Annotated in this window: 25 protein-coding genes and 3 tRNA genes; 7 read left to right on the top strand and 21 right to left on the bottom strand. The window is 64.2% G+C overall.

Annotated features, from left to right (window positions below; genetic code table 11):
• Positions 1 to 3: 3 nt before the first annotated feature.
• From EXZ48_RS07425 to EXZ48_RS07340, 18 genes are all read right to left on the bottom strand, one after another.
• A complete protein-coding gene (locus EXZ48_RS07425; protein WP_024270870.1) occupies positions 4 to 1,515 on the bottom strand; it encodes an NADH-quinone oxidoreductase subunit M in 1,512 nt (503 codons plus the stop codon).
• Positions 1,515 to 3,512, bottom strand: a complete 1,998-nt coding sequence (gene nuoL, locus EXZ48_RS07420) for an NADH-quinone oxidoreductase subunit L (RefSeq protein ID WP_024270869.1) — start codon at positions 3,510 to 3,512, stop codon at positions 1,515 to 1,517. Before nuoL ends, EXZ48_RS07425 begins: the two co-directional genes overlap by 1 nt.
• Before the next feature lie 7 nt (positions 3,513 to 3,519).
• On the bottom strand, positions 3,520 to 3,828 hold the full coding sequence (nuoK, locus tag EXZ48_RS07415) for an NADH-quinone oxidoreductase subunit NuoK (protein WP_024270868.1): 309 nt from the start codon (positions 3,826 to 3,828) through the stop codon (positions 3,520 to 3,522).
• A gap of 27 nt (positions 3,829 to 3,855) precedes the next feature.
• Positions 3,856 to 4,470 (bottom strand): NADH-quinone oxidoreductase subunit J, encoded by a 615-nt coding sequence (locus tag EXZ48_RS07410; protein WP_023513862.1) that lies wholly within the window; start codon positions 4,468 to 4,470, stop codon positions 3,856 to 3,858.
• 103 nt (positions 4,471 to 4,573) lie between these two features.
• Complete coding sequence (nuoI, locus tag EXZ48_RS07405; protein ID WP_023513863.1) at positions 4,574 to 5,065, bottom strand: NADH-quinone oxidoreductase subunit NuoI; 492 nt, start codon at positions 5,063 to 5,065, stop codon at positions 4,574 to 4,576.
• A gap of 34 nt (positions 5,066 to 5,099) precedes the next feature.
• Positions 5,100 to 6,146, bottom strand: a complete 1,047-nt coding sequence (nuoH, locus tag EXZ48_RS07400) for an NADH-quinone oxidoreductase subunit NuoH (protein WP_023513864.1) — start codon at positions 6,144 to 6,146, stop codon at positions 5,100 to 5,102.
• Between the two features lie 20 nt (positions 6,147 to 6,166).
• Positions 6,167 to 8,245, bottom strand: coding sequence for an NADH-quinone oxidoreductase subunit NuoG (gene nuoG / locus EXZ48_RS07395; protein ID WP_130515070.1), 2,079 nt, complete (start codon positions 8,243 to 8,245; stop codon positions 6,167 to 6,169).
• A 123-nt stretch (positions 8,246 to 8,368) separates the two neighbouring features.
• Entirely contained in the window at positions 8,369 to 9,025 is a 657-nt protein-coding gene (locus EXZ48_RS07390) for an NADH:ubiquinone oxidoreductase (protein WP_130515068.1), read from the bottom strand.
• 4 nt (positions 9,026 to 9,029) lie between these two features.
• A complete protein-coding gene (nuoF, locus tag EXZ48_RS07385; protein WP_050743043.1) occupies positions 9,030 to 10,334 on the bottom strand; it encodes an NADH-quinone oxidoreductase subunit NuoF in 1,305 nt (434 codons plus the stop codon).
• Positions 10,335 to 10,339: 5 nt separating this feature from the next.
• Positions 10,340 to 10,966 carry a hypothetical protein gene (locus EXZ48_RS07380; protein WP_130515066.1) on the bottom strand — a complete coding sequence of 209 codons (627 nt, stop codon included), beginning with the start codon at positions 10,964 to 10,966 and terminating at the stop codon, positions 10,340 to 10,342.
• Between the two features lie 12 nt (positions 10,967 to 10,978).
• Positions 10,979 to 12,115 (bottom strand): NADH-quinone oxidoreductase subunit E, encoded by a 1,137-nt coding sequence (locus EXZ48_RS07375; RefSeq protein WP_023513869.1) that lies wholly within the window; start codon positions 12,113 to 12,115, stop codon positions 10,979 to 10,981.
• Between the two features lie 16 nt (positions 12,116 to 12,131).
• Positions 12,132 to 12,374: a hypothetical protein gene (locus EXZ48_RS07370; RefSeq protein WP_130515064.1), complete on the bottom strand. Its 243-nt coding sequence runs from the start codon at positions 12,372 to 12,374 to the stop codon at positions 12,132 to 12,134.
• On the bottom strand, positions 12,374 to 13,564 hold the full coding sequence (locus EXZ48_RS07365; protein WP_023513871.1) for an NADH-quinone oxidoreductase subunit D: 1,191 nt from the start codon (positions 13,562 to 13,564) through the stop codon (positions 12,374 to 12,376). The genes EXZ48_RS07370 and EXZ48_RS07365 overlap by 1 nt, the downstream gene beginning before the upstream one ends.
• A gap of 48 nt (positions 13,565 to 13,612) precedes the next feature.
• Positions 13,613 to 14,218: an NADH-quinone oxidoreductase subunit C gene (locus EXZ48_RS07360; RefSeq protein WP_130515062.1), complete on the bottom strand. Its 606-nt coding sequence runs from the start codon at positions 14,216 to 14,218 to the stop codon at positions 13,613 to 13,615.
• An 18-nt stretch (positions 14,219 to 14,236) separates the two neighbouring features.
• On the bottom strand, positions 14,237 to 14,818 hold the full coding sequence (locus EXZ48_RS07355; RefSeq protein ID WP_023513873.1) for an NADH-quinone oxidoreductase subunit B family protein: 582 nt from the start codon (positions 14,816 to 14,818) through the stop codon (positions 14,237 to 14,239).
• Complete coding sequence (locus tag EXZ48_RS07350) at positions 14,809 to 15,174, bottom strand: NADH-quinone oxidoreductase subunit A (RefSeq protein WP_024270867.1); 366 nt, start codon at positions 15,172 to 15,174, stop codon at positions 14,809 to 14,811. Before EXZ48_RS07350 ends, EXZ48_RS07355 begins: the two co-directional genes overlap by 10 nt.
• A gap of 569 nt (positions 15,175 to 15,743) precedes the next feature.
• A tRNA-Asp gene (locus tag EXZ48_RS07345) sits at positions 15,744 to 15,820 on the bottom strand.
• 47 nt (positions 15,821 to 15,867) lie between these two features.
• Positions 15,868 to 15,944, bottom strand: a tRNA-Asp gene (locus EXZ48_RS07340).
• 243 nt (positions 15,945 to 16,187) lie between these two features.
• Here EXZ48_RS07340 and EXZ48_RS07335 point away from each other — a divergent pair.
• From EXZ48_RS07335 to EXZ48_RS34795, 4 genes are all read left to right on the top strand, one after another.
• Positions 16,188 to 16,263 (top strand) — tRNA-Val (locus EXZ48_RS07335).
• A gap of 319 nt (positions 16,264 to 16,582) precedes the next feature.
• Positions 16,583 to 18,349: an adenylate/guanylate cyclase domain-containing protein gene (locus EXZ48_RS07330; RefSeq protein WP_165909297.1), complete on the top strand. Its 1,767-nt coding sequence runs from the start codon at positions 16,583 to 16,585 to the stop codon at positions 18,347 to 18,349.
• Positions 18,350 to 18,475: 126 nt separating this feature from the next.
• A complete protein-coding gene (locus EXZ48_RS34800; protein ID WP_023511902.1) occupies positions 18,476 to 18,643 on the top strand; it encodes a hypothetical protein in 168 nt (55 codons plus the stop codon).
• A gap of 8 nt (positions 18,644 to 18,651) precedes the next feature.
• Complete coding sequence (locus tag EXZ48_RS34795) at positions 18,652 to 18,828, top strand: hypothetical protein (RefSeq protein ID WP_156032026.1); 177 nt, start codon at positions 18,652 to 18,654, stop codon at positions 18,826 to 18,828.
• Positions 18,829 to 18,960: 132 nt separating this feature from the next.
• On the opposite strand, the gene EXZ48_RS07325 is transcribed toward EXZ48_RS34795, so the two are convergent.
• On the bottom strand, positions 18,961 to 19,503 hold the full coding sequence (locus EXZ48_RS07325) for a Pycsar system effector family protein (protein ID WP_130515058.1): 543 nt from the start codon (positions 19,501 to 19,503) through the stop codon (positions 18,961 to 18,963).
• Positions 19,504 to 19,686: 183 nt separating this feature from the next.
• Here EXZ48_RS07325 and EXZ48_RS07320 point away from each other — a divergent pair, with 183 nt between their 5' ends.
• Entirely contained in the window at positions 19,687 to 21,645 is a 1,959-nt protein-coding gene (locus tag EXZ48_RS07320) for a CHASE2 domain-containing protein (protein WP_130515056.1), read from the top strand.
• Positions 21,646 to 21,648: 3 nt separating this feature from the next.
• On the opposite strand, the gene hutC is transcribed toward EXZ48_RS07320, so the two are convergent.
• Both hutC and EXZ48_RS07310 read right to left on the bottom strand, forming a co-directional pair.
• On the bottom strand, positions 21,649 to 22,458 hold the full coding sequence (hutC, locus tag EXZ48_RS07315; protein ID WP_130515054.1) for a histidine utilization repressor: 810 nt from the start codon (positions 22,456 to 22,458) through the stop codon (positions 21,649 to 21,651).
• A gap of 31 nt (positions 22,459 to 22,489) precedes the next feature.
• Positions 22,490 to 23,836 (bottom strand): formimidoylglutamate deiminase, encoded by a 1,347-nt coding sequence (locus tag EXZ48_RS07310; RefSeq protein ID WP_130515052.1) that lies wholly within the window; start codon positions 23,834 to 23,836, stop codon positions 22,490 to 22,492.
• Between the two features lie 113 nt (positions 23,837 to 23,949).
• Between EXZ48_RS07310 and hutI the strand changes: the two genes are divergently transcribed.
• A complete protein-coding gene (hutI, locus tag EXZ48_RS07305) occupies positions 23,950 to 25,173 on the top strand; it encodes an imidazolonepropionase (protein WP_130515050.1) in 1,224 nt (407 codons plus the stop codon).
• Between the two features lie 42 nt (positions 25,174 to 25,215).
• Positions 25,216 to 26,751 carry a histidine ammonia-lyase gene (hutH, locus tag EXZ48_RS07300; protein WP_050743034.1) on the top strand — a complete coding sequence of 512 codons (1,536 nt, stop codon included), beginning with the start codon at positions 25,216 to 25,218 and terminating at the stop codon, positions 26,749 to 26,751.
• Position 26,752 lies beyond the last annotated feature (1 nt).

Below are 26,752 nucleotides of genomic sequence, written 5' to 3'. Positions count from 1 at the left end.
TCGTCAGTTCGCCGAAAGCGCAACGGATTGCGCCGCCTGCAGAGCCGCGGAGTAGTTATTGAGCAGCGCGTCGACCGAAGCCGCCGTCGCATCGAATACCGGCGCCGGATAGACACCGTAGAAGATCGTCAGGATCAGGAGCGGATAGAGCAGCAGCTTCTCGCGCAGATCAAGATCGAGCAGCGACTTCAGGCTTTCCTTCTCGAGCGCACCGAAGATCACCCGGCGATAGAGCCAGAGGGCGTAGGAGGCCGAGAGGATGACGCCGGTCGTTGCGAAGAGCGCGACCCAGGTGTTGGCGCGGAAGATGCCGATCAGGGTCATGAACTCGCCAACGAAACCCGAGGTGCCCGGAAGGCCCACATTCGCCATGGTAAAGATCATGAAGGCGACCGCGTATTTCGGCATGTTGTTGACGAGGCCGCCATAGGCCGCGATCTCGCGGGTGTGCAGCCGGTCATAGACGACGCCGACGCAGAGGAAGAGCGCGCCGGAGACGATGCCGTGCGACAGCATCTGGAAGATAGCGCCCTGAAGGCCCTGCGCATTGGCCGCGAAGATGCCCATCGTGACGTAACCCATATGGGCGACCGACGAATAGGCGATCAGCTTCTTGATGTCGTCCTGCATCATCGCGACCAGCGAGGTGTAGATGATGGCAATGACCGACAGCGCGAAGACGAACGGAGCAAAATAGTCCGAAGCCAGCGGGAACATGGCGAGCGAGAAACGGATGAAACCGTAGCCGCCAAGCTTCAGGAGAACGCCGGCCAGGATGACCGAGCCTGCCGTCGGCGCCTGAACGTGTGCGTCGGGAAGCCAGGTGTGGACCGGCCACATCGGCATCTTCACCGCGAAGGAGGCGAAGAAGGCGAGCCACAGCCAGGTCTGCATATGGGCCGGGAAGTTGTAGGCGAGCAGTTCCGTGATGTCCGTCGTGCCGGCCTGCCAGTACATCGCCATGATGGCGAGCAGCATCAGCACCGAGCCGAGCAGCGTGTAGAGGAAGAACTTGTAGGACGCGTAGACGCGATCCTTGCCGCCCCACACGCCGATGATGATGAACATCGGAATGAGGCCTGCTTCGAAGAACACGTAGAACAGCACGATGTCCAGCGAGACGAAGACGCCGACCATGAACACTTCCAGAAGCAGGAAGGCGATCATGTATTCGCGCAGGCGCTTCTCGATCGAATGCCAGCTCGCGAGCACGCAGAACGGCATCAGGAACGTCGACAGGATGACGAACAGCATGGAGATGCCGTCGACGCCGAGATGATAGGAGATGCCGGTGCCGAGCCATTCGGTCTTCTCGACCATCTGGAAACCGGGGTTCGAATTGTCGAAGCCGATCCAGATGAAGAGCGAGAGCACGAAGGTGAAGACCGTCGTCAGCAGCGAGACGTTCAGGATATTGCGGCGGCCATACGGGCTGTCCTCACGGGTCAGCAGCAGAAGCGCCACGCCGACGAGCGGGAGGAAGGTGACCGCTGAAAGAATGGGCCAATCGGTCATCAGAGGGAGCTCCCGAGCATCATCCAGGTAACGAGTGCTGCAATACCCAGCAGCATCGAGAATGCGTAGTGATAGAGGTAACCAGTCTGGAGGCGAACGACGCGTTCGGTGACATCGGCCACGCGGGCGGCGATACCGTTGGGGCCGAGGCCGTCGATGACGGCGCCATCACCCTTCTTCCAGAGGAACTTGCCGACCCACATGGCAGGACGGACGAAGATGAAGTCGTACAGTTCGTCGAAGTACCACTTGTTGAGCAGGAACTGGTAGAGACCGCGGTGCTGCTCGGCGAGGTACTTCGGCGTTTCCGGCGAGCGGATGTACATGTACCAGGCGGTGACGAAACCGAGGGCCATGGCCGCGAACGGGCTCCACTTCACCCATTTCGGAACGTGATGATACTCGTTGACGAGGTCGTTGCCCGGCAGCGTGAACAGGGCGCCCTGCCAGAATTCGGCATAGTGGTGGCCGAAGAAATACTCGACGAAGATCACGCCCGCGACGACCGCACCGGTGGCCAGCAGATAGAGCGGGATCAGCATCACGGCCGGCGACTCGTGCACGTGGTGCATGACGTCGGCAGAGGCGCGCGGCTTGCCGAAGAAGGTCATGAAGGCCAGGCGCCAGGAGTAGAAGCTCGTGAAGAGTGCGGCGATGACCAGGAGCACGAAGGCGAAACCGGCGACCGGGCTGTGCGAGGCGAAGGTCGATTCGATGATCGCATCCTTCGAGAAGAAGCCGGCAAAACCGATGACCGTACCGGGAATGCCGACGCCGGTCAGGGCGAGCGTGCCGATCGTCATCATCCAGAAGGTGATCGGGATGTGCTTGCGAAGACCGCCCATGTAACGCATGTCCTGCTCGCCATCGACGGCGTGGATCACCGAGCCGGCGCCAAGGAACAGAAGCGCCTTGAAGAAGGCGTGCGTGAAGAGGTGGAAGACCGCCGCACCATAGGCGCCGATGCCGAGCGCGACGAACATGTAGCCGAGCTGCGAGCAGGTCGAATAGGCGATGACGCGCTTGATGTCGTTCTGCACGAGGCCGACCGTCGCCGCGAAGAAGGCGGTGATGGCACCGACCAGCGTCACGACCATCAGGGCGGTGTGCGACAGTTCGAAGATCGGCGACATGCGGGCGACGAGGAAGACGCCGGCCGTGACCATGGTCGCGGCATGGATGAGCGCCGAAACCGGCGTCGGGCCTTCCATGGCGTCCGGCAGCCAGGTGTGCAGCAGGAACTGCGCCGACTTGCCCATCGCGCCCATGAAGAGCAGGAGGCAGGTTGCGGTCAGCGCATCCGCCTTATCGAGGCTCATGCCGAACAGCGTGATGACGGGGGCTGCGGCATCCGCGGCGCCTTCGGCCGGCAGATAGGTCGCGGCCGTCGCGAAGATCGTCTCGAAGTTGATCGAACCGAAGAGCACGAAGACGCTGGAAATGCCGAGGATGAAGCCGAAGTCACCGACGCGGTTGACGATGAAGGCCTTCATGGCGGCAGCGCAGGCCGACGGCTTCTTGTACCAGAAACCGATCAAGAGGTAGGACGCAAGGCCCACGCCTTCCCAGCCGAAGAACATCTGCAGCAGATTGTCCGACGTCACCAGCATGAGCATGGCGAAGGTGAAGAGCGAGAGATACGCGAAGAAGCGCGGCCGATGCGGGTCGTGGTGCATGTAGCCGATGGAATAGACATGCACGAGCGTCGAGACGGAGTTCACGACGACGAGCATGACGGCCGTCAGCGTATCGACGCGGAACGCCCACTCGACGTCGAAGCCGCCCGACTGGATCCAGCGCAGCACGCTGACCTTGACCATCTCCGTCTCGCCCATGGCGACGTCGAAGAAGACGATCCACGACAGGACTGCCGCCAGGATCATGAAGCCGGACGTGACATATTCGGACGCCTTGGCGCCGATGGCATTGCCACCGATGCCGGCGATCAGGAAGCCGATCAGCGGAAGGAAGACGATTGCCTTGATGATGGTATCCATGACCCGATCAGCCCTTCATCATATTGACGTCTTCGACGGCGATCGAACCGCGGTTGCGGTAGAAGACGACGAGAATTGCAAGACCGATGGCCGCTTCCGCAGCCGCGACGGTCAGAATGAACAGCGCGAAGACCTGGCCGACGATGTCGTTCAGGAAGTGCGAGAATGCGACCATGTTGATATTGACCGACAAGAGGATGAGTTCGATCGACATCAGGATGACGATGACGTTCTTCCGGTTCAGGAAGATACCGAAGACGCCGAGGGTGAAGAGGATGGCGCTGACGGTGAGATAGTGGGAAATACCGATTTCCATGATGCTTTTCCTTGGTCTCGCGCTGCCTCAGATGCCCTGACCGGGCTTCACCTTGACGATCTCGACGGCGGTCTCCGGCGTGCGGGCGACCTGGGTCGGAATGTCCTGGCGCTTGATATGCGGCTTGTGGCGCAGCGTCAGCACGATCGCGCCGATCATGGCGACGAGCAGCACGAGGCCGGCGATCTGGAAGTAGTAGACGTAGTGGGTATAGAGCACGTCGCCGAGGGCGGCCGTGTTCTGGCGCTCGGCGACCGGCGGGATCGGCATCGAGGCGTTGCTGGCGATTTCCGGCGAGAGCGTGGAGCCCCCGACGACGACCACGAGCTCGATCGCAAGGATCAGGCCGATCAGCGCACCGACCGGCGCGTATTCCAGGGCACCTGCCCTCAATTCGGCGAAATCGATGTCGAGCATCATGACGACGAAGAGGAAGAGGACCGCAACCGCGCCGACATAGACGACCAGCAGGATCATCGCCAGGAACTCGGCGCCCGTCAGAAGGAACAGGCCCGCCGAGTTGAAGAAGGTGAGGATCAGGAACAGCACGGAATAGACCGGGTTCCTGGACGCGATCACCATGAAGGCGGACGCCACCGCCACGAAGGCGAACAGATAGAAGAATAGAGCCTGCAGACCCATTTTGGTGCCTTTTCGTCTTCCCCGGAGAAGGTTCCCCCTCCCCCGTCGAAGCCTGACGACCGCTCGTCAGGCACTTTACATTCGTTATGCCTTCCGCCTGAAATCAGCGGTAAGGCGAATCCATAGCGATGTTGCGGGCAATTTCCCGCTCCCAGCGATCGCCGTTCTCGAGCAGCTTCTGCTTGTCGTAGTAGAGCTCTTCGCGCGTTTCCGTCGAGAACTCGAAGTTCGGGCCCTCGACGATGGCGTCGACCGGGCAGGCTTCCTGGCAGAAGCCGCAATAGATGCACTTCACCATGTCGATATCGTAACGCACCGTGCGGCGCGTGCCGTCGTTGCGGCGGGGGCCCGCCTCGATGGTGATGGCCTGAGCCGGACAGATGGCTTCGCACAGCTTGCAGGCAATGCAGCGCTCTTCACCGTTCGGATAACGGCGCAGCGCGTGCTCGCCGCGGAAGCGCGGAGAGACCGGGCCCTTTTCGAAGGGATAGTTCACCGTCGCCTTGGGGCGGAAGAAATAGCGCATCGACAGGAAGAACGCGCCGACGAATTCCTTGAGGAACAGCGAATTTACGGCTTGCGAAAGACTAGCCATGCTTAAGCTCCAATGCTGCTGAGGTCGCGGGCGGTCATGCGGACCAGCCCGTAAGCTTCAGCACGAATGCAACGATGACGACCATGGCGAGCGAGATCGGAAGGAAGACCTTCCAGCCGAGACGCATGAGCTGGTCGTAGCGGTAGCGCGGCACGAAGGCCTTCACCATCGCGAACATGAAGAAGACGAAGCACGCCTTCAGGACGAACCACACGATGCCCGGGACCCAGTTGAGGAACCAGACGTCGACCGGAGGCAGCCAGCCGCCGAGGAAGAGGATCGTGGTCAGCGCGCACATCAGGCAGATGGCGGCGTATTCACCGAGCATGAACATCATGTACGGGGTGGAGCCGTACTCCACCATGAAGCCGGCGACGAGTTCGGATTCGGCTTCCGGCAGGTCGAAGGGCGGGCGGTTCGTTTCGGCGAGCGCCGAGATGAAGAACACCACGAACATCGGGAACAGCGCCAGCCAGTGCCAATCCAGGAAAGAACCGGGCAGGCCGATCATCGTGCCGACGCCGTCACGCTGCGAATTGACGATATCCGTCAGGTTCAGCGAGCCGACGCAGAGCAGAACGGTGACGATGACGAAACCGATCGACACTTCGTAGGAGACCATCTGCGCGGCGGAGCGCAGCGCGCCAAGGAACGGATACTTCGAGTTCGAAGCCCAGCCGCCCATGATGATGCCGTACACTTCGAGCGAAGAGATCGCGAAGATGTAGAGGATGCCGACATTGATGTTGGCGATCACCCAGCCTTCGTTCAGCGGAACGACCGCCCAGGTGGCAAGCGCCAGCGTCACGGAGACGAGCGGCGCGAGAAGGAAGATCACCTTGTTGGCCGTCGCCGGGATCACCGGCTCCTTGAAGACGAACTTCAAGAGGTCGGCGAAGGACTGGAAGAGACCCCAGGGGCCGACGACGTTCGGGCCGCGGCGCAGCTGCACGGCCGCCCAGATCTTGCGGTCGGCCAGAAGCACGTAGGCGATGAAGACCAGGAGCGCGACGAGCAGCAGCAGCGACTGCGCCACCATGATCACGCCGGGCCAGACATAGGTCGAAATGAAAGCGTCCATTACCGTCTATTCCTTCGCGCTCATTCCGCCGCGGCTTTGAAATTGTTGCGGGCAAGCGCCGAGCATTCGGCCATGACCGCGGAGGCGCGCGCTATCGGGTTCGTCAAATAGAAGTCTTTGATCGGAGACGCAAACCCGGAATTCGCCATCGTCCCGCCTTTTTTCGCAAGTGCGGAAAGATCAGCGGTTTCACCCGCCGCAATCTCGTCGATCGCAGCGAAATGCGGGTAGGCCTCGTAGAGTTTCGCCCGGAGCTGGACGAGCGAATCGAAAGGCAGTTTCTTGCCGAGCACGTCGGAAAGCGCGCGCAGGATCGCCCAGTCCTCGCGGGCGTCGCCCGGCGCAAAACCAGCGCGGTTGCTCATCTGGACACGGCCTTCGGTGTTGACCCACGTACCGGATTTTTCGGTGTAGGTCGCGCCCGGCAGGATGACGTCGGCGACATGCGCCGCATTGTCGCCGTGCGAGCCGATATAGACGGTGAAGGCGGTCTTGCCGGCAAAGTTCATTTCGTCCGCGCCGAGCAGGAACACGACGTCCGTGCCGGTGAGCATGTCGGCCGCCGTCTTGCCCCCCTCGCCCGGCACGAAGCCGAGGTCGAGGCCGCCGACGCGCGCGGCTGCGGTGTGGAGAACGGCAAGACCGTTCCAGTCCGCCTTCACCGCACCGACCTTCTCCGCCAGCGCGGAGACGGCCGAGAGGACGGCGAGGCCGTCGGGACGCGACAGCGCGCCCTGGCCGACGATGATCATCGGGCGCTCGGCCTTCTTCAGCTTGGCGGCGAACTTGACCGAGCCGTCGAGAAGGCCGGAGAGCGTCTCCGTGCCGGCGCCCAGATAGTCGTAGCCGTAGCGCAGCTCGCCCTGTTCGCCGATCACGCCGATCGGGAAATTGTCCATGCGCCAGCGCTTGCGGATGCGGGCATTGAGCACGGCGGCTTCAAGGCGCGGATTCGAGCCGACGATGAGCAGCGCGTCGGCCTGTTCGATGCCTTCGATGGTGGGATTGAACAGGTAGCTGGCGCGGCCGAGCGACGGATCGAGCTGCGAACCATCCTGGCGGCAGTCGATATTGGTCGAGCCGAGCGCGGTCATCAGTTCGCGCAGGGCGTACATCTCTTCCACCGAGGCGAGGTCGCCGGCGATGGCGCCGATACGGTCTCCCGAGGTGCCGGAAACGGCGGCCTTGACGGCGCCGAAAGCGTCGGCCCAGGTGGCAGGCTGCAGGCGGCCGTCCTTGCGGACGTACGGGCGGTCGAGACGCTGGGTCTTCAGGCCATCCCAGATGAAGCGGGTCTTGTCGGAGATCCACTCTTCGTTGATCTCTTCATTGACGCGCGGCAGGATGCGCATGACTTCGCGGCCGCGGGTATCGACGCGGATCGCCGAGCCGACGGCGTCCATGACGTCGATCGATTCGGTCTTGTTCAGTTCCCACGGACGGGCCGTGAAGGCGAAGGGCTTGGAGGTCAGCGCGCCGACCGGGCAGAGGTCGACCACGTTGCCCTGGAGCTCGGAGGTCATCGCCTGTTCGAGATAGGTGGTGATCTCGGCGTCTTCACCGCGGCCGATCAGGCCGAGCTCGGTGATGCCGGCGACTTCCGTCGTGAAACGAACGCAGCGCGTGCAGTGGATGCAGCGGTTCATGATCGTCTTCACGAGCGGGCCGATATACTTGTCCTCGACCGCGCGCTTGTTTTCCTGGTAGCGCGAACTGTCGATGCCGAAGGCCATCGCCTGGTCCTGCAGGTCGCATTCGCCACCCTGGTCGCAGATCGGGCAATCCAGCGGATGGTTGATGAGCAGGAACTCCATCACGCCTTCGCGCGCCTTCTTGACCATCGGCGTGGTCGTGAAGACTTCCGGCGCTTCGCCGTTCGGGCCGGGACGCAGGTCCCGCACGCTCATGGCGCAGGAAGCCGCCGGCTTCGGCGGGCCACCCTTCACCTCGACGAGGCACATGCGGCAGTTGCCGGCAACCGACAGCCGCTCGTGGAAACAGAAGCGCGGAACCTCGGCACCGGCCTCCTCGCACGCCTGAAGCAGCGTGAAGTGATCCGGGACTTCGATTTCTTTTCCGTCGACTTTCAGCTTTGCCATATCTCAATCCCGCTTTTGACCCAGGAAAATCCCGCGTCGCGCCAGCGCCATTCTCTCCGGCGTCCGCTCGGGGCTTTCGCCCGTCCCGTACGCCCTTGTTCCATCTGCCGGGTCCGGCGGGGATTACCCCCTGCCCTTCGCCAGCGCCTTTGCCTGCTCCACCCAGCCGTCGCGGGCGATACGCCCTGCGAAACCGAGTTCGGCTTCGATCCTTGCGACATCGGCAGGCGTGAGGCCCGCGATGTCGGCATACCGCCGGAAGCCCATGCCGTTCAGCACCTGCTCCAGCTTCGGCCCAATCCCCGAAATCGCTTTCAGGTCGTCAGCCTTGGCGGCCTTTGCCGTCGGCGCCTTGCGCACCGGCCGGACTTCCACCGTCTTCGGCGTCGCACTCTTCTCGCGCGCCACCTTCACCGTCTTCGCCACAGCGGGCTTTTCCGCCTTCGGCACCACGGTCAGCACCGGCTTCGCCTTGACCGGTTCGACCGGCTGGGGCTCCGCTTTCGCCTCCGCCAGCGCCGCGGCTTCGTCGAGCGCCACCTTCGCCCGCTCCGCCGCGCTCTGCATCAGGCCGAGCATTGCGCCTGCCATCTGGCCTGCAATGCCGAAACCGATCGCGGTCGTCGCGGCGATTGCCGCCACCGGGTGGGCCATCAGCGGGTGCAGCGGCACATCCGGCATTTCCTTCAGCCACGGTGCGAGCCCGAAGGGGTCACCGCCGCCGGCTTCCGCCGGCTGAACTCTGGTTGCATTTGCATCCTGTCCTGCCGGCGTCTTCATCCTCTTACTCCGCCGCTTCTAGCACGGCGCCATGCGCCATGGCGTTGGCCGTGTACTGATCGATGCGCGCCTCGATTTCCGGACGGAAATTGCGGATGAGGCCCTGGATCGGCCAGGCCGCCGCATCCCCGAGGGCGCAGATCGTGTGGCCTTCGATCTGCTTCGTCACGTCGAACAGCATGTCGATTTCGCGCTTCTGCGCATTGCCCGTGACCATGCGCTGCATGACGCGCATCATCCAGCCGGTGCCTTCGCGGCACGGCGTGCACTGCCCGCAGCTTTCGTGCTTGAAAAAGGCCGAGATGCGCCAGATCGCCTTGATGATGTCCGTCGAGCGGTCCATGACGATCATGCCGCCGGTGCCGAAGGAGGATTTCACCTCGCGCAGGCCGTCGAAGTCGAGCGTCACGTTCATCATGTCCTCGGCCTTGACGACCGGGCAGGATGCGCCGCCGGGAATGACGGCAAGCAGGTTGTCCCAGCCGCCGCGAATACCGCCGCCGTGCTTTTCGACCATCTCCTTGAAGGAGATGCCCATGGCCTCCTCGACCGTGCAGGGACGGTTGACGTGGCCGGACATCATGAACAGCTTGGTGCCGACATTGTTCGGGCGGCCGAACGAGGAGAACCAGCTGGCACCGCGGCGCAGGATGGTCGGCGTCACGGCGATGGATTCGACGTTGTTGACCGTCGTCGGGCAGCCATAGAGGCCCATATTCGCCGGGAACGGCGGCTTCAGGCGCGGCTGGCCCTTCTTGCCTTCGAGGCTTTCGAGCAGCGCGGTCTCTTCGCCGCAGATATAGGCGCCGGCGCCGTGGTGAACGTAGATGTCGATGTCGTAACCGAGCTTGTTGTTCTTGCCGAGAAGGCCGGCGTCATAGCACTCGTCGATCGCCGCCTGCAGCGCCTCGCGCTCGCGGATGAACTCGCCGCGCACATAGATATAGGCGGCGTTGGCGCCCATGGCGAAGGAGGCGATGACACAGCCTTCGATCAGCGTGTGCGGATCGTGGCGCAGGATGTCTCGGTCCTTGCAGGTGCCGGGCTCGGATTCGTCGGCGTTGACGACGAGGTAGTGCGGACGGCCGTCGGATTCCTTCGGCATGAAGGACCACTTGAGGCCCGTCGGGAAGCCGGCGCCGCCGCGGCCGCGCAGGCCCGAAGCCTTGACCTCGTTGATGATCCAGTCGCGGCCCTTTTCGAGCAGCTGCTTCGTGCCGTCCCAATGACCCCGGGCCATGGCGCCTTTCAGCGACTTGTCCTTGGTGCCGTAGATATTGGTGAAGATACGATCCTGGTCCTTAAGCATGGTTCTTACCCGCCATTTTCCGTGGCATTGCCCGCGCCGAAGACGCGTCTGGCAATGAATTGAAACGCTACGCCGCCGGCAACCGCACTGCCCGCCGCCTTCAGCAGCAGCAGCGCGACGGCGCCTATGTCGGTGGTCTGCAGTCCGTCCTTGAACGCGGTCTGCTCACCGACTTCCACTCCCAGGACCTCGGAAGGCGCCAGGAATGTCGAATAGACAAAGTAGCCGAACCCGACAAGCGCACCTGCCAGATAGGCCGGCGACTTGAACGGATTGGTGCGGACGGCATGAAGGTCGTCCAGCGACTTGCGGAACTTGTTGGCCACCCAGTAGAAGAACAGGCCGGCCAGCAGCGATGTCAGAACGACGGAAAACGGATCCGTCCTGCCGCTCATCACCACGTTGAAATAGGCCGCAAACAGCGCCATGCCGACGCCGACGGCCTTTGGCCAGTGCTTCTCGATGAAGACGACCGTCGGGTTGGCCGCGCGCGGCTCGTCCGCACGCACCATCACACGGCTACGATCGCCCGACACCTGGTGCGGACTGGCGGTCTGCGGCAGACGCACGGACGCCGTCGGGGTTTTAACCCCGACACCGGTCTCCATGCCCTTCTTGCCGAATGTCGCCATCGGTTCCCTGCCTTACCGCGGCTTCTTGCCGAAGACGCGGATGTATTCCGCTTCGCCGCCCTTGGCGAGCGCCTTGGCCTGCTTGACCCAGTCGTCGCGCTCGATGCGGCCCTTGAAATTGAGATAGGAATCGACCCACTCGCGCTCCGCCTTCTTCCAGGCCGCGACCTGCGCGAAGGTGAAGATGCCGAGCTCGTGGAGAATACCCTCGATCTTCGGGCCGACGCCCGAGACGAGCTTGAGGTCGTCAGGCGTTTCCGGGCGGGCAATGCCGGCCGGACGGTTCTTGTCTTCCAGCGATGGCTTGCCGACGGCGGCCGCGACCGGCTGCTTGGCGGCGGCATCGCCACCTTCGGCGCGCGTGTCGCCGGTCGCCTTGGTGTTGGCAGCGGCTTCCGCCTTGGCGTTTGCCGGCGTCTTCAGCTTGGGATCGGTCTCGACGGCATCCGTCTTCGGCTTTGCGGCATTCGACGGGGGAACGCTGACGCTTTCCTCCTCGGTCTTCTTGGCGCGGGCCGGGGCCTTCTTTGCGGCCGCTTCCGGTTCGTTGAGGCTGGTGAGGCCACCGACCGGGGCGGAGAAGATGCGATCGACCTGCGGGCCGGTCTCGACCGTCGAGCCCTTGCCGGCATCGAAACGGTCGATGATGTGCTCAAGCTGCGTCGCCGTCAGGTCTTCATAGCTGTCCTTGAAGATCATGATCATCGGCGCGTTGACGCAGGCGCCCTGACACTCGACCTCTTCCCAGGAAAGCGTGCCCGTCTCGTTGAGATGGAAGGGCTCGGGATGGATGCGCTTCTTGCAGACGTTGATGAGGTCTTCCGCGCCGCGCAGCATGCAGGGCGTCGTGCCGCAGACCTGGACATGGGCGCGCGTACCGACCGGCAGCAGCTGGAACTGGGTGTAGAAGGTCGCGACCTCGAGCACACGGATATAGGCCATGTCGAGCATGTCGGCGACGGATTCGATCGCCGCCTTGGTGACCCAACCGTCCTGTTCCTGCGCCCGCATCAGGAGCGGAATGACTGCCGATTGCTGGCGGCCCTTCGGATACTTGTTGATCGTTGCCTTGGCCCAGGTCGCATTCTCCTTGGTAAAGGCGAAGCTGGCGGGCTGGACATTGTCATCGGCTAGTCGACGAACGGACATTCTGTAACGCCTTGTCTCAGTTAATCTGCCGGCACTGCGTTTGCGTCGTGTTGACGAATTCGCAGGCGTAGGCCGACGTGTCTTTCTGCATGAATACGACGTAGCGGCTGCCGTTCGGCGCCGCCGCCTTGATCTCGTAGCCCTGGCTTGCCAGCTGGCCCATGGAGGCGCTGGACGCACCGACCTGCACATCCTCCTGCGCGCCGGCGACAGCGGCGCTTCCCAGGAAGATCAGTGTGGCAAAGGCTAGTTTCGGCATCAGCGATCGACCTCGCCGAACACGATGTCGAGGGAGCCGAGGATCGCCGAAACGTCGGCGAGCTGGTGGCCGCGACAGATGAAGTCCATCGCCTGAAGATGGGCGTAGCCCGGTGCGCGGATCTTGCAACGGTACGGCTTGTTGGTGCCGTCGGCGACGACATAGACCCCGAATTCGCCCTTCGGCGCCTCGACGGCCGCATACACTTCGCCGGCAGGCACATGGTAGCCTTCCGTATAGAGCTTGAAGTGGTGGATAAGCGCTTCCATCGAGCGCTTCATCTGGCCGCGCTTCGGCGGCACCATTTTGCCGTCGATCGAGGAGACCGGGCCGACCTTGGCATCGCCCAGAAGGCGGTTGACGCACTGGCGCATGATCTTGGCCGCTTCGCGCATCTCGATCATGCGAATGACGTAACGGTCGTAGCAGTCGCCGTTCTTGCCGATCGGGATATCGAAATCGAGGTCGGAATAGCACTCATAGGGCTGCGAGCGGCGCAGGTCCCAGGCCGCGCCCGAGCCGCGTACCATGACGCCCGAAAAGCCCCAGGCCCAGCAGTCTTCCAGCTTCACAACGCCGATATCGACGTTGCGCTGCTTGAAGATGCGGTTGCCGGTCAGAAGCTCGTCGATGTCGTCGACGGTCTTCAGGAACGGGTCGATCCACTTGCCGATGTCTTCCACCAGCTCGTGCGGCAGGTCCTGGTGCACGCCGCCGGGACGAATATAGGCCGAGTGCATGCGCGCGCCACAGGCCCGCTCATAGAACACCATCAGCTTCTCGCGCTCTTCGAAGCCCCAGAGCGGCGGCGTCAGCGCGCCGACGTCCATGGCCTGCGTCGTGACGTTGAGGAGATGCGAGAGGATGCGGCCGATTTCGGAATAGAGCACGCGGATCAGCTGGCCGCGGATCGGAACCTCGGTGCCCGTCAGCTTTTCGACGGCGAGCGCGAAGGCATGCTCCTGGTTCATCGGCGCCACATAGTCGAGGCGGTCGAAATAGGGCACGGCCTGAAGATAGGTCTTCGTCTCGATCAGCTTCTCGGTGCCACGATGCAGCAGGCCGATATGCGGATCGACGCGCTCGACGATTTCGCCGTCGAGTTCGAGCACGAGGCGGAGAACCCCGTGCGCCGCGGGATGCTGGGGCCCGAAGTTGATGTTAAAGTTACGAACGTTGTGCTCGTTCATGCCGCTTGCTCCAGAAGCCGGCGCCCAATCGGGTCGCCTGACCCAAAATCAGTTCGTCTTCGCCTTCTCGTCGCCCGGCAGCACGTAGTCCGTGCCTTCCCAGGGAGAGAGGAAGTCGAAGTTGCGGAATTCCTGCTTCAGTTCGACAGGTTCGTACACGACGCGCTTGACCTCGTCGTCGTAACGCACTTCCACGAAGCCGGTCGTCGGGAAGTCCTTGCGCAGCGGGTGCCCCTCGAAGCCGTAGTCGGTGAGGATGCGGCGCAGGTCCGGATGGCCGGTGAAGAGAATGCCGTACATGTCGTAGGCTTCGCGCTCGAACCAGTCTGCCCCCGGATAGACCGGAAAAGCAGAGGGCACAGGCACGTCCTCGCCCGTTGCAACCTTGATGCGCACGCGAAGATTCTGGCGCGGCGACAGGAGGTGGTAGACCACGTCGAAACGCTCGGCGCGGGCCGGCCAGTCGACACCGCAGATATCGATAAGATTGACGAACCCGCACTGCACGTCGTCGCGCAGGAAAGTCAGAAGATCGAGGATGCGCGCACCGTCCGTCTTCAGGGTGAGTTCGCCAAAGGCGATGTCGGCGGAGGCGACGAGATTGCCTGCCGCTTCGCCGATATGGCAGGAAAGCTCCTGGAGGGCTTCGCTCATGTCTAAAGTCCCCTGCCCTTAACGCTCGATCGTACCGGTCCGGCGGATCTTCTTCTGCAGCAGGAGCACACCGTAAAGGAGCGCTTCCGCCGTGGGAGGACAGCCTGGTACATAGATGTCGACCGGCACCACACGGTCACAGCCGCGCACCACCGAATAGGAATAGTGATAGTAGCCGCCGCCGTTGGCGCAGGAGCCCATCGAGATGACGTAACGCGGCTCGGGCATCTGGTCGTAGACCTTGCGGAGCGCAGGCGCCATTTTGTTGGTCAGCGTACCGGCGACGATCATGACGTCGGACTGGCGCGGCGAGGCGCGCGGCGCAAAGCCGAAACGCTCGACGTCGTAGCGCGGCATCGACAGCTGCATCATTTCAACGGCGCAGCATGCAAGGCCGAAGGTCATCCACATCAGCGAGCCGGTACGGGCCCAGGTGATGAGTTCATCCGTCGAGGTGACGAGGAAGCCCTTGTCGGCGAGCTCGTTGTTGATCTCGCCGAAGAAGGCGTCGTTGCTGCCAATGGGCTTGCCGGTGTTGGGATCGATGATCCCCTTGGCCTGCGGCGCAACGAGCGTCGTGTTGGTGTGGGCTACTCCCATTCGAGCGCTCCCTTCTTCCATTCGTAGATAAAGCCGATGGTCAGCACACCGAGGAAGATCATCATCGACCAGAAGCCGAACCAGCCCATGTCGCCGAAGGAGACGGCCCAGGGAAAGAGGAAGGCCACTTCGAGGTCGAAGATGATGAAGAGGATCGACACCAGATAGAAGCGGATATCGAATTTCATGCGCGCATCGTCAAACGCATTGAAGCCACACTCGTAAGCGGAGAGCTTTTCCGAATCGGGGGCCTTGTATGCGACGGCAAACGGCGCGACCAGCAGTGCAATGCCGATCACGAGCGCGATACCGATGAAGATGGCGATCGGGATATAGGAACCGAGAAGTTCAGTCATTGGCGTCCATCCTGCCTGCTCGTGGCGCCGGAGAGACGCCTGTTGGTCCAAGACCTGCAAGCCGATAAAGTATGTTGCAACGCCCCGTCGTTAGCGCAGTGAGCGCCCCCGCGCAAGGCTTTGTCCGGCTTTCGCCCCATTCATTGTGTTCTTTTCCGGGCGACCAGCAAATGCCTGCCGCAAAGCCATTTAAATCGTTACGATTTCACGACTGCCGCAATGCAGGACGTTTCGCCGCAGTTGCGAAGAAAAAAGTCTGATAAATCGCTCCTTCTACCGATTTACATTGAAATCGGGCAGCATGGACAGAGCCGCCGATCGGCCCTGCAAAGCGACAACCCCTCTCCCCCTTTTGCCCGGCCCTCTCTTTTCGGGGAGGCAGGATTCGCCGTCAGGCACCAAGGCAAATCATGGCGACTCACAACGGCGGCTCGAAACGAGCGAATCCGACGCCCGAGAAAGGGCGCCGCACGAATCCCGGCTACCGCGAAAACGAAACAGATTTGAAAAGGAGGACACGGCGAAGCGACGTGAGAAAAAAGTTGCAATGCCTTGGAGAGAAAGAAGAATGGCGCGAGTGACGGGGCTCGAACCCGCGACCTCCGGCGTGACAGGCCGGCACTCTAACCGACTGAGCTACACCCGCGCATTTTATGGCCTTGCGGCCCGGAATGTTTCGTCCGGCCTTTCGAGTGGCGCGAGTGACGGGGCTCGAACCCGCGACCTCCGGCGTGACAGGCCGGCACTCTAACCGACTGAGCTACACCCGCATCCTCGAAAGTGTCCGGAAGGCGAACCATCCGTCCCGAGCGGCCTGCGCCGTTCGATGAGCGGCTAACTAAGGGGTTCGCCTTTGGGTGTCAAGCAGGTTTCACGACAAAAGAATGACGTGTCCGAAAATGTTTCCACAGCCTTGGGCATCTTCATGGTCGCATTCAAAAAAATGCAAAAACTTTGCGATTGCCTCTTGCGGTTTGATCCGGTTCCGCATAGATCACGGCCACCAACGCGGCGGGCGATTAGCTCAGTTGGTAGAGCGCCTCGTTTACACCGAGGATGTCGGGAGTTCGAGTCTCTCATCGCCCACCATTTCCCCCCAGAATTCAAATTTCCCCGAGAATTCAACGCGCTTTGCGCGGGGAGACGGTATTTCAAAGCTCCGCCTGCCCCTACCCCGCCTTTCCAGGGCTGCGCGTTTCCCTGCGCAGATCGCGGAGAATTGTCCTGCGGTACGGCAGTTTCCGATTGCAATCGGAACCCGAGCGGCTAGTTGACTCAGGAAAGAGCGGCTTCACACGGAAAGTTCCGTCGATAATGTCCAGGTATCGCCAATCGGCCACGAGATCGGGCAGGACGCCACGCCATCCCGCGGATGGATTTTGGATTTTTGGCAGATGAGGGATTTTGCTTGAGCGGCAAGGTGGCGCCGGGACAGCGTTTTGGCAGCGAAACCGACGAACGCCCGGCGGCCTCCCGGGCGTTTTTGCGCCGGTTGCGGCTGTGGACGGGCCTCACCCTTTTCCTCTACGCCACGATGCACCTTCTCAATCAGGCCTTCGGCATTCGCTCGCTTGAGGCGATGGATATGGCGAGCCGGGTGCTTTTCCATCCTTGGCAGAGCCCGCTGGGACGGGTGCTGCTTTACGGCGGGCTCCTCATCCATGCGTCGCTCGGGCTGCGTGCGCTCTACCGGCGGCGCCATCTGCGTCTGCCTGCAGTCGATGCGGTGCAGCTGGTCTTCGGGCTGGCGATTCCGGCCGTCCTCTTCGCCCATGCCGGCGCAATCGCCTATCTGAAGGGCGTCTACGGCGCGCGAATCGATTTCGACAAGACCGTCTACACGCTTTGGGTCGCCAGCCCCGATGCCGGTCTGCCCCGCCAGTTCCTGCTGATCCTCGTCGTGTGGATCCACGGATGCCTCGGTGTACGCGCCTGGCTGCGCGGAAAACCCTGGTATCCGCGTTTCGTGCCGATCCTGATGTCGCTCGCCACCCTGCTGCCGGTGCTGGCGATCCTCGGCTTCATCAATGCCGGTCTCGATATGCGCGATCTCGCGGCCCAGGGCGCGGAGGCCCTGCGGCCCGGTCTTCTCGACCTGCCGGGTTCGCCGGCCGCGCTTGCGGCCGCCGAGGCCAATGGCGTCGCAAACCGCCTCACCATGGGCTATCTCGCGCTGCTCGCCGGCATCTTCATCCTGCGCATGGCGCGCGACTGGCATGCCACCCGGTTCGATTCGGTCCGGATCACCTATCCGGGCGGGCGCGTCGTCTCCGTTCCGGTCGGCTTCAGCGTGCTCGAGGCGAGCCGCTGGTCCGGCGTTCCGCATGCGTCCATCTGCGGCGGCCGGGGCCGCTGCTCGACCTGTCGTGTCGAGATCACCGCAGGCGGCGAAACGTTGCCGGCCCCGGCGGGTGACGAGCAGCGCCTGCTGCGGCGCATCGGAGCGCCACCATCGGTGCGACTCGCCTGCCAGATCCGGCCGGAACAGGACCTCACGGTCGTGCCGCTCGTGCATTCCGCCACCGCGGCCCAGCTGCCGAAGGGCCAGCTCGGACCCGTGACGGCCGCCCGGCGGGAGGCGGAAGTGGCAGCGCTCTTCGTCGACCTGCGCCAGTCCACGCGCCTTGCCGACGACCGCCTGCCCTACGATACCTTCTTCATCGTCGAACGCTACATCAAGGCCGTATCCTCGGCGGTGCGGGCGAGCGGCGGTCACGTCATCAACATCGCCGGCGACGGCGTCATGAGCGTTTTCGGCACCGACGGGCCGACGCATGATGCCGCCCGCGACGCCTTTCGCGCGGCGTTGCGGCTGTGGGAGGGGATCGACGCCCTGAACGAGGAGCTGCGGCAGGAACTGAGCGAGCCGCTGCGCATCGGCATCGGGCTGCATGTCGGGGTCGCGGTTGTCGGAACGGAATGGACGGGCGGCCTCGAAGGCACTCCCTTCCTCGGCGATACCGGCAATGTCGCCGCGCGCCTCGAGGCTCAGACCAAACAGCTCGGCGCCACCCTGATCGCCTCGAAGGAGGCGGTCCTGATGGCGGCGGGCGTACCGAACGACCTCACCTTCGTCCCCGTCATGCTGGCCGGAAAACAGGAGCCGATAGAGGTCCTTTGTTTTCGCGACAGCGACGCGCTTCGCCAGCTCGTCGGCGCCGCCGCTTCCGGCTAACGCGCCACGGCATTGCCACCACATCCTCCGCCACTGTCCTTTCGGCCGTGTTCCCATGCGTGCTGGACAACCGCTTGACAGCCGTTATCAAAAATAAGAACATAAAGAGAACAAATGGAGGTGCCGATGCAAAGCGATGCCGTTGAACGCGCCCTGGCCGAAGTTGCCGCCTGCCGGGCCCTGCGCGAAAAGCAGCAGGCTCACAGGGCGGAATTCCAGCGCAAGCTGGAGGCGGTCGCCAAGCCTCTCTATGTGCTGAAGTCCAAGGCGCAGCTGGAGCTGCGGCTGCAATGATGCATGTTATGAGACGACCGGGCGGCATCGTGCGCGAAGAGGCCGCCGAAATCCTCGCCCTTCACAACGGCAATGCGCTGGAGGCCCTGCGCACATTGATTGCCGAACGGGACGCCGTCGAGGAACGGCTTGCCGTCGCAACGCTTATCATGCGCCGGCAATGGGAGGCGGACGATCAGCGATGATGCCCGACAGATCGCTCAGGAAGGCGATCAGATCCGGCGCTTGCGCTGGACATTAGGAGGCAAGCAGACCCGGATGTTTGTCCGACAGGTGATGGTGGACGTTCCCCGACACCACGCGCCAGGACAAACAACCTAGCGCGTCGCAAGCAGCGCCACGTAAGCAATGACCGTCATCAGCAGCCCGCGGAAGGCGAAGCCGACAAAGCGGTATTTGTCGCGGGCGATGGAGGCCATCGCATCGGCATTCTGCATGTATTGTTCGAAGAGATAGCCGACATCACGGTCATGCGCCGCCTTGCGGAAACCCTCGCGGTGATGCGGCCAGGCCCCCCAGAACAGGGAGGTGGCCTTGTCGACCCGGCGCGGCAGCACGACGAGAATCGCCGAGACGATGGAGAAGATCAGCGCGAAGGCGAGCAGGCCGGAAAGCGCGATCGCCGTGAGGCTGCCTTCCGCATAGCGCGACCAGGTGAAGACAGCGCGGCTTTCGGTGGAGGTAACCAGCAGCGCGAGCATGAAGGTGAAGATATAGGCAGCCTTCTGGTCGGAAATCTTCACCTGATCATAGAAGACGTCGTTGATGCGGCGGATATGGTCGAAATGCTCGAGCGCAATGCCCTGCGTGCCGTCAAGGGCCCGCTCGAGGATGGTCTGCCGCGTTTCCAAAGCCGTCATGTCGCGTCTGCCCCTGCTGCGCTTGTCCCGTGATAGCCGAGTGCCTTGAGAAAGCAACGGCCGCCCCTCCACACCGCTTGACTTTTTCAGGGCGATGTCGAGTTCTGGTTGCATGCTGAACCTCGCCCCGCCTCCCGGTCCGCCGACCCCAGCTGCCTTGCGGCACGCCAACCGGAGCCACGCATGAGCGCGGCACTGCGCCTTCCTCACCGCTGGTCGCGCCGCACCCGGCGCCTTGTCGTTCTGGCCCTTGCGGTCATCACGCTCGTCTCTGCCCTGACACAGCTGCCGGCCTGGTCGCTCGCGGACCTGCGCGCCTTCGATTATCTCTCCACCGTCGACGATCCGCGCCCGCCGGCCGGCGGACCGGTGGTCGTCGCGATCGACGAGCCGTCGCTGGCGGAAATCAATGCGCAATGGCCCTGGCCGCGCGAACTGCACGGCCGGCTGGTCGAAAGCCTGCGCAAGGCCGGCGCCACGGCGATCGGCCTCGACATCATCTTCGCAGAGCCGTCCAACCCGGCCTCCGATGCCGCCTTTGCCGCAACGCTCGGCCCCGATGTCGTTCTGGCCGGCGACGAAAGCGTCATCGTCACGCCGCAGGCCGAGCAGCTTCTGCGCACGACGCCGCTGCCGGCATTCACCGAGGCCGGCGCGGTGACCGGTATCGCCGCGATCACGCTCGGCGGTGACGGCGTCTTCCGCGACCTGCCGCGCTACGAGGATGGCTTTGCGCTTGCGCTGGCCCGCATTGCGGGCACGCCGGCAGTCTCGCCAGAGGGCAAGCTCCTGCAATCCTACGGCCCCGCGCGCAGCTATCCGACGGTCTCCTACTATCAGGCGCTCGATCCGGACAACATGCTGCCGAAGGATACGTTCAGAGGCCGCGTGGTGGTGGTCGGCCTCAGCCTACAGAATGCGCCGGTCATCAATTCCGGCGGTGCGGACGCCTTCGCCACGCCCTATACCGTCCATACCGGCCGGCTGGTGGCGGGGGCCGAAATCCAGGCGACGATCCTCGACAATCTCACCGCCGGCGCGGCGATCACCCGCGCCGGCACGCCGCTCGCCATCACCGCCGTCGCGCTCGCCGCCCTGCTTTCGGCGGCGATCGTGCGGCGCGCGACAAGGTGGCAGACGGTCGTGCTCAGTGTCCTCGCAAGCGCCGGCCTCGCTCTCCTCAGCTTCGCGTTCATGCGCGAGGCCAACCTTTTCGTTTCACCCATCGGCCCGACCATTGCGCTTCTCCTGGTCGCAGCCGGCCAGACGGCGCTCGACTATGCCGAAGAGCGGCGCCAGCGCCGCGAGATCGTGCGCGCCTTCTCGCAATATCTCTCACCCGCCCTCGTCGAGCGTCTCGCACGCGACCCCTCGCAGCTGAAGCTCGGCGGCGAGCGGCGCACGCTCTCCATCCTGTTTTGCGACGTGCGCGGCTTCACCACCATCGCCGAAACGATGAAGGACGATCCGGAGCAGCTGACGACGCTGATCAACCGGCTGCTGACCCCCCTGTCCGACATCGTGCTCAAGCACGGCGGAACGATCGACAAATATATCGGCGACTGTGTGATGGCCTTCTGGAACGCGCCGCTCGACGACGAGAACCATGCCCGGCATGCCGTGGCCGCCGCGCTCGACATGCTCGACGTGATGGCGATGCTGAATGCGAAACTCCAGGCGGAGGCGGCGGCGAGCGGAAGCATCCATCATGCGCTGCGCATCGGCATCGGCATCAACACCGGCGAATGCGTGGTCGGCAACATGGGCTCCTCGCAGCGATTCGACTATTCGGTGCTCGGCGATGCGGTAAACCTCGCCTCGCGTCTCGAAGGCGCCTCCAAGGCCTATGGCGTGCCGCTGCTTATCGGCGAAAGCACGGCCAGGCTGGCGTCGGCGGATTTCGCGGTGCTCGAACTCGACCGGATCACCGTCAAGGGCCGCAGTCTCGCCGCCCCCGTCTTCACCGCCATCCGCAGCCTGCCGGACGCGGCGAAGGCACTGCATGCCCGTTTTGTCGAAGAGAAATATGCCGGGCGGCTCGCCGCTGACGATGCGGCCTTCGATACGCTGATCGAAGCCGCCCCGACGCTGGCACCGTACTATGCCACCGTGCGGGCCGAACACGCGACCGGCGGAGCGTAGGCCTCAAGCGCCCTGCTTGGGGTGCGAAGGGGCGAATTCGGCGACGAGCTCGTGTTTCTCGCCGGGATAGGTCAGCCGCACATGGGTGACATAAAGGCCGCCGCTCCAGGTGCGCCGCTCCACGACGAGGCAGGGCGTTCCGGGCGCGATCGCCAGAAGCTCGGCGGCGCGGGCATCAGCCCCGACCGCGCGGATACGGTGTTCGGCGGCGCTCCAGGGCACGCGGCTGATCAGCCAGGCGCCGGGCGCGATGTCGTCAAAGCTTTCCTCGGCCGCTTCCGGCACGGCTTCGAGATTGATCAGGCGGTCTTCCAGGCAGAAGGGCTGAGCGCCTGCGAAATGCAGGGCGGAAATGTCCGTCAGGCGGGCTGATTCGGAAAGCTCCATCAGCCGCCGGTCGGCGGCCCTCGCCACGCGATTAACCCGTGTGCGCCGCTCGTAGCGATACGGCAGGCCGAGCGATTCGACCTCCAGGCGGATGTCGTGAATCTCGAGCACCGCGGATTGGGCATGCGGGTGCGTGACGTAGCTGCCGGATTTGCGCCGGCGCTCGATCAGGCCGCGCTTGACGAGCTCGGTGATCGCCTTGTTCACCGTCATGCGCGAGCACTGGTATTGCTCGGTCAATTCGTGCTCGAAGGGGATGCGGTGGCCCGGCGGCCATTCGCCCGAAAGGATCCTGCCCTCCACATCCTCCAGGATGCGGCGGTGAAGCGACGGCTCCTTGGCCTCGGGCTGCCTGTTGTCCTCGACGGTGGAAATGGTCGCCTCCGCGCTTGCCGGGCGCAGATTCGCCCGGTCGGGAAAAGTCATAAGAAAGGCGGGGACGCCTTTCAATACGTCGTCAGGCCTCGGCCAGCGCCCGCATGGTGGCCGTGAAGCGCCGCCCGACCGCCTCGCGCGCCACATGGCGGCCGCCCTCGACCCGCCGGCAGCCGTTCACCCAGACGCAATCGACCGTCGCACCATTGGCAAAGATCCAGCCGTCGAGCAGCGCATCGCCCGCAAGATCGAGACCATGCCGTGCCTTGAGGCTGACGAAATCGGCGGCGCGCCCGGCCGAAAGGCCCGATTCGGCACCGAGCGCCGCCGCGCCGCCAAGCAGCGCGCCGTCGAAGAGCGCCCGGCCCGTCGAACCGCCGGGGGCGGCCAGCACGTTGCGGGCGCGGTGGGCGAGACGCTGCGAGTATTCGAGCTGGCGCAATTCGTCCGGCAGGCCGATCAGCACGTTGGAATCCGAGCCGACGCCGAAGCGGCCGCCATGAGCCATAAAATCCGGTGCCGGGAAGGTGCCGTCGCCGAGATTGGCCTCCGTCACCGGGCAGAGGCCGGCGATCGCCCCGGTCTTCGCCATGCCGCGCGTTTCGGCCTCCGTCATGTGTGTCGCATGGATGAAGCACCAGCGGCCGTCGACCGCCTGGTTGTCGAGCAACCACTCCACCGGACGGCGGCCGGACCAGGCAATGCTGTCCTCGACTTCCTTGACCTGCTCGGAAATATGGATGTGGACCGGCGCATCGCCGGCCATGGCCACGACGTCGGCAAGCTCGTCCGGTGTGACGGCGCGCAGGCTGTGCGGGGCGACGCCGGTGATGCCGGCGGGCAGCGTATCGGTCAGCGCGCGGCAGCGCTCCAGCACTGCGCCATAGGACCGCCGGTCGTTGATGAAGCGGCGCTGGCCCTCCCCCGGCGCGGTGCCGCCGAAGCCGGCATGGGCGTAGAAGACGGGCAGCAGCGTTAGCGCGATGCCGGTCTCGGACGCCGCTGCGGCGATGCGCACGGCCATTTCGGCGATATCGGCATAATGCCCGCCATCCTTGTCATGGTGCAGGTAATGGAACTCGCCGACGCGCGTATAACCAGCCTCCAGCATCTCGATATAGAGCTGGCCGGCGACCGCTTCCACATCGTCGGGCGTCATGGCGAGCGCGAAGCGGTACATGACGTTGCGCCAGCTCCAGAACGAATCGCTGCCCGGCCCGCGGGTTTCCGCCAGTCCTGCCATACCGCGCTGGAAGGCGTGGCTGTGCAGGTTCGGCATGCCGGCGACGATGGTGTCGTGGCGCTCGTCGCCCGGCGCCGGCGCGGCACCGGTTTCGAGCGTCGCGATGCGGCCGTCCACGATGCCTATACGAACATCCCTCGCCCAGCCGCCCGTAAGCAGCGCCTGCCTTGCATGAATGACGGCCATGGCCCGTTCCTTCTCCCGATGGTGCATCCTGGCGCCGCTCCGGCAAATTGGCTCTTGCGCCTCTCATAATTATGTATATACATTATATTCATCACAGGGAAGAGGCAATCACGATGACGACACCGGAAAAGGACAGTCCCCGAGTCTGGCGCAATGCCCGGCTCGCGACGCTCAAGGAGAGCCTGCCGGATCTTGGTATCGTCGAAAACGGCGCGATCGCCGTCCGCGACGGCCGCATCGCCTTTGCCGGCCCCGAGGCCGAGCTTCCCGCAGAATTCTCCGCCGCGGAGGCCATCGACTGCGAGGGCCGCTGGATCACGCCGGGCCTCATCGACTGCCATACCCATCTCGTGCATGCCGGCGACCGCGCCCATGAATTCGAGCTGCGCCTTGCCGGCGCCTCCTATGAGGAGATCGCCCGGGCCGGCGGCGGCATCGTCTCCTCCGTCAAGGCGCTGCGCGCGGCGAGCGAGGACGAGCTGGTACGCCAGACCCTGCCCCGCCTCGACGCCCTGATCGCCGAGGGCGTGACGACGGTCGAACTGAAATCCGGTTACGGCCTCGACACCGAGAACGAAGTGAAATCCCTGCGTGCTGCACGGCGCATCGCGGAGATGCGCGACGTCACCGTGCGCACCACCTTCCTCGGCGCCCACGCGCTGCCGCCGGAAATGAACGGCGACAAGACGGCTTATATCGACAAGGTCGTCGGCGAGATGCTGCCGGCCGTCGCGGCCGAAGGGCTTGCCGACGCCGTTGACGGCTTCTGCGAGGGCATCGCCTTCTCGCCGGAGGAAATGGCAAAGGTCTTCGACGCTGCGAAGGCGCATGGCCTGCCCGTAAAGCTGCACGCCGACCAGCTTTCCAACCTCCACGGCGCGGAAATGGCCGCCCGCTACGGCGCGCTGTCGGCCGACCACCTCGAATACACCGACGATGCGGGCGCGGCTGCCATGGCCAAAGCCGGCACCGTCGCCGTCATCCTGCCGGGCGCCTTCTACTTCATCCGCGAGACGAAGAAGCCGCCGGTCGATCTCTTCCGCAAGCACGGTGTCCGGATGGCTGTTGCGACCGATGCCAATCCCGGCACCTCACCGCTGACCTCGCTGCTTCTTACCATGAACATGGCCGCGACCCTCTTCGGCATGACCGTCACGGAATGCATTGCCGGCACGACGCGCGAGGCCGCCCGCGCCCTCGGCCTCGTCGACGAGGTGGGAACGCTCGAGGCCGGGAAATGGGCCGATTTCGTCCTCTGGGACATCGGCCGGCCGGCGGAACTGGTCTACCGCATGGGGTTCAACCCCCTGCATGCCCGTATCCGCAGCGGACACTGATCCATTCAACAGGCAGCACAAGGCTGCATCGGGAACTGCACCATGACGATCACGCTCCATCCGGGCTCCGTGCCCCTCAAGACCCTTGAAACCCTCTACTGGACCGGCGAAGCCACCCGGCTCGACGCGTCCTTCGACGCGGGCATCGAGAAGGCCGCCGCGCGCATCGCGGAAATCGCCGGCGGCGACGAGCCGGTCTACGGCATCAATACCGGCTTCGGCAAACTCGCCTCCATCAAGATCGCGCCGGCCGATGTCGCGACCCTCCAGCGCAACCTGATCCTGTCGCATTGCTGCGGCGTCGGCAAACCGCTCGCCGAAAACATCGTGCGCCTCATCATGGCACTAAAGCTGGTCTCGCTCGGCCGCGGTGCGTCGGGCGTGCGCATCGAGGTCGTTCGCCTCATCGAGGCGATGCAGGCCAGAGGCGTCATCCCGGTCATCCCGGAACAGGGTTCCGTCGGCGCCTCCGGCGACCTCGCCCCCCTCGCCCACATGACGGCGGTGATGATCGGCGAAGGCGAGGCCTTTTATGCCGGCGAACGCCTTTCCGGCGGCAAGGCGCTGGAAAAGGCCGGCCTGAAGCCCGTCGTGCTCGCCGCCAAGGAGGGCCTCGCCCTCATCAACGGCACCCAGGTCTCGACCGCCCTGGCGCTGACCGGCCTCTTCCGCGCTCATCGTGCCGCCCAGGCCGCCCTCGTCACCGGGGCGCTTTCCACCGACGCCGCCATGGGTTCCTCCGCGCCGTTCCATCCGGATATCCACACGCTGCGCGGCCACAAGGGCCAGATCGACGCCGCCTCCGCGCTGCGCGCGCTGCTTGCCGGCTCCGTCATCCGCGAAAGCCACATCACCGGTGACGAACGCGTGCAGGATCCCTATTGCATCCGTTGCCAGCCGCAGGTCGACGGCGCCTGCCTCGATCTCCTGCGCTCGGCCGCCCGCACGCTCGAAATCGAAGCCAACGCCGTCACCGACAACCCGCTGGTCCTCTCCGACAACAGCGTCGTTTCGGGCGGCAACTTCCATGCCGAACCGGTCGCCTTTGCCGCCGACCAGATCGCCATCGCGACCTGCGAGATCGGTGCCATCGCCCAGCGCCGCATCGCGCTGCTGGTCGATCCCGCCCTCTCCTTCGGCCTGCCGGCCTTCCTCGCCAAGAAGCCGGGCCTCAATTCCGGCCTGATGATCGCAGAGGTCACCTCGGCCGCGCTGATGAGCGAGAACAAGCAGATGGCGCATCCGGCCTCGGTCGATTCGACGCCGACCTCCGCCAACCAGGAAGACCACGTCTCCATGGCCTGCCACGGCGCCCGCCGCCTGCTGCGCATGACGGAAAACCTCTCCGCCATCGTCGGTATCGAGGCGCTGACGGCCGCGCAGGGCATTGAGTTCCGCGCCCCGCTCGTCACCAGCCCGGAGCTGAAGAAGGTCGTCGCCGCGCTTCGCACCGTCGTCGCCACGCTGGAAGAGGACCGCTACATGGCGCCCGACCTTGCCGCCGCCAGCAGCTTCGTCTCCTCCGGCGCGCTCGCCGCCTCCGTCACCAAGGGCATCCTGCCGGTTCTGGAGGCCTGAG

The sequence above is a fragment of the Shinella sp. JR1-6 genome (assembly GCF_004284735.1).
GTDB lineage: Bacteria > Pseudomonadota > Alphaproteobacteria > Rhizobiales > Rhizobiaceae > Shinella.
The sequence above is the reverse complement of the archived record's forward strand: the minus strand, read 5'-3'. Positions and strand labels throughout refer to the sequence as shown.

Bases quoted from the DNA above. Each gene is read 5' to 3' on its own strand.
- EXZ48_RS07355 (WP_023513873.1), bottom strand. From the start codon at position 14,818: ATGGGAGTAGCCCACACCAACACGACGCTCGTTGCGCCGCAGGCCAAG.
- EXZ48_RS07425 (WP_024270870.1), bottom strand. From the start codon at position 1,515: ATGACCGATTGGCCCATTCTTTCAGCGGTCACCTTCCTCCCGCTCGTC.
- EXZ48_RS07325 (WP_130515058.1), bottom strand. From the start codon at position 19,503: ATGACGGCTTTGGAAACGCGGCAGACCATCCTCGAGCGGGCCCTTGAC.
- nuoF (WP_050743043.1), bottom strand. From the start codon at position 10,334: ATGCTTAAGGACCAGGATCGTATCTTCACCAATATCTACGGCACCAAG.
- EXZ48_RS07370 (WP_130515064.1), bottom strand. From the start codon at position 12,374: ATGCCGAAACTAGCCTTTGCCACACTGATCTTCCTGGGAAGCGCCGCT.
- EXZ48_RS07310 (WP_130515052.1), bottom strand. From the start codon at position 23,836: ATGGCCGTCATTCATGCAAGGCAGGCGCTGCTTACGGGCGGCTGGGCG.
- EXZ48_RS34795 (WP_156032026.1), top strand. From the start codon at position 18,652: ATGAGACGACCGGGCGGCATCGTGCGCGAAGAGGCCGCCGAAATCCTC.
- EXZ48_RS34800 (WP_023511902.1), top strand. From the start codon at position 18,476: ATGCAAAGCGATGCCGTTGAACGCGCCCTGGCCGAAGTTGCCGCCTGC.
- EXZ48_RS07410 (WP_023513862.1), bottom strand. From the start codon at position 4,470: ATGGGTCTGCAGGCTCTATTCTTCTATCTGTTCGCCTTCGTGGCGGTG.
- EXZ48_RS07320 (WP_130515056.1), top strand. From the start codon at position 19,687: ATGAGCGCGGCACTGCGCCTTCCTCACCGCTGGTCGCGCCGCACCCGG.
- hutC (WP_130515054.1), bottom strand. From the start codon at position 22,458: ATGACTTTTCCCGACCGGGCGAATCTGCGCCCGGCAAGCGCGGAGGCG.
- EXZ48_RS07380 (WP_130515066.1), bottom strand. From the start codon at position 10,966: ATGGCGACATTCGGCAAGAAGGGCATGGAGACCGGTGTCGGGGTTAAA.
- nuoI (WP_023513863.1), bottom strand. From the start codon at position 5,065: ATGGCTAGTCTTTCGCAAGCCGTAAATTCGCTGTTCCTCAAGGAATTC.
- nuoK (WP_024270868.1), bottom strand. From the start codon at position 3,828: ATGGAAATCGGTATTTCCCACTATCTCACCGTCAGCGCCATCCTCTTC.
- EXZ48_RS07350 (WP_024270867.1), bottom strand. From the start codon at position 15,174: ATGACTGAACTTCTCGGTTCCTATATCCCGATCGCCATCTTCATCGGT.
- nuoL (WP_024270869.1), bottom strand. From the start codon at position 3,512: ATGGATACCATCATCAAGGCAATCGTCTTCCTTCCGCTGATCGGCTTC.
- hutH (WP_050743034.1), top strand. From the start codon at position 25,216: ATGACGATCACGCTCCATCCGGGCTCCGTGCCCCTCAAGACCCTTGAA.
- EXZ48_RS07365 (WP_023513871.1), bottom strand. From the start codon at position 13,564: ATGAACGAGCACAACGTTCGTAACTTTAACATCAACTTCGGGCCCCAG.
- nuoH (WP_023513864.1), bottom strand. From the start codon at position 6,146: ATGGACGCTTTCATTTCGACCTATGTCTGGCCCGGCGTGATCATGGTG.
- nuoG (WP_130515070.1), bottom strand. From the start codon at position 8,245: ATGGCAAAGCTGAAAGTCGACGGAAAAGAAATCGAAGTCCCGGATCAC.
- EXZ48_RS07390 (WP_130515068.1), bottom strand. From the start codon at position 9,025: ATGAAGACGCCGGCAGGACAGGATGCAAATGCAACCAGAGTTCAGCCG.
- EXZ48_RS07375 (WP_023513869.1), bottom strand. From the start codon at position 12,115: ATGTCCGTTCGTCGACTAGCCGATGACAATGTCCAGCCCGCCAGCTTC.
- EXZ48_RS07360 (WP_130515062.1), bottom strand. From the start codon at position 14,218: ATGAGCGAAGCCCTCCAGGAGCTTTCCTGCCATATCGGCGAAGCGGCA.
- hutI (WP_130515050.1), top strand. From the start codon at position 23,950: ATGACGACACCGGAAAAGGACAGTCCCCGAGTCTGGCGCAATGCCCGG.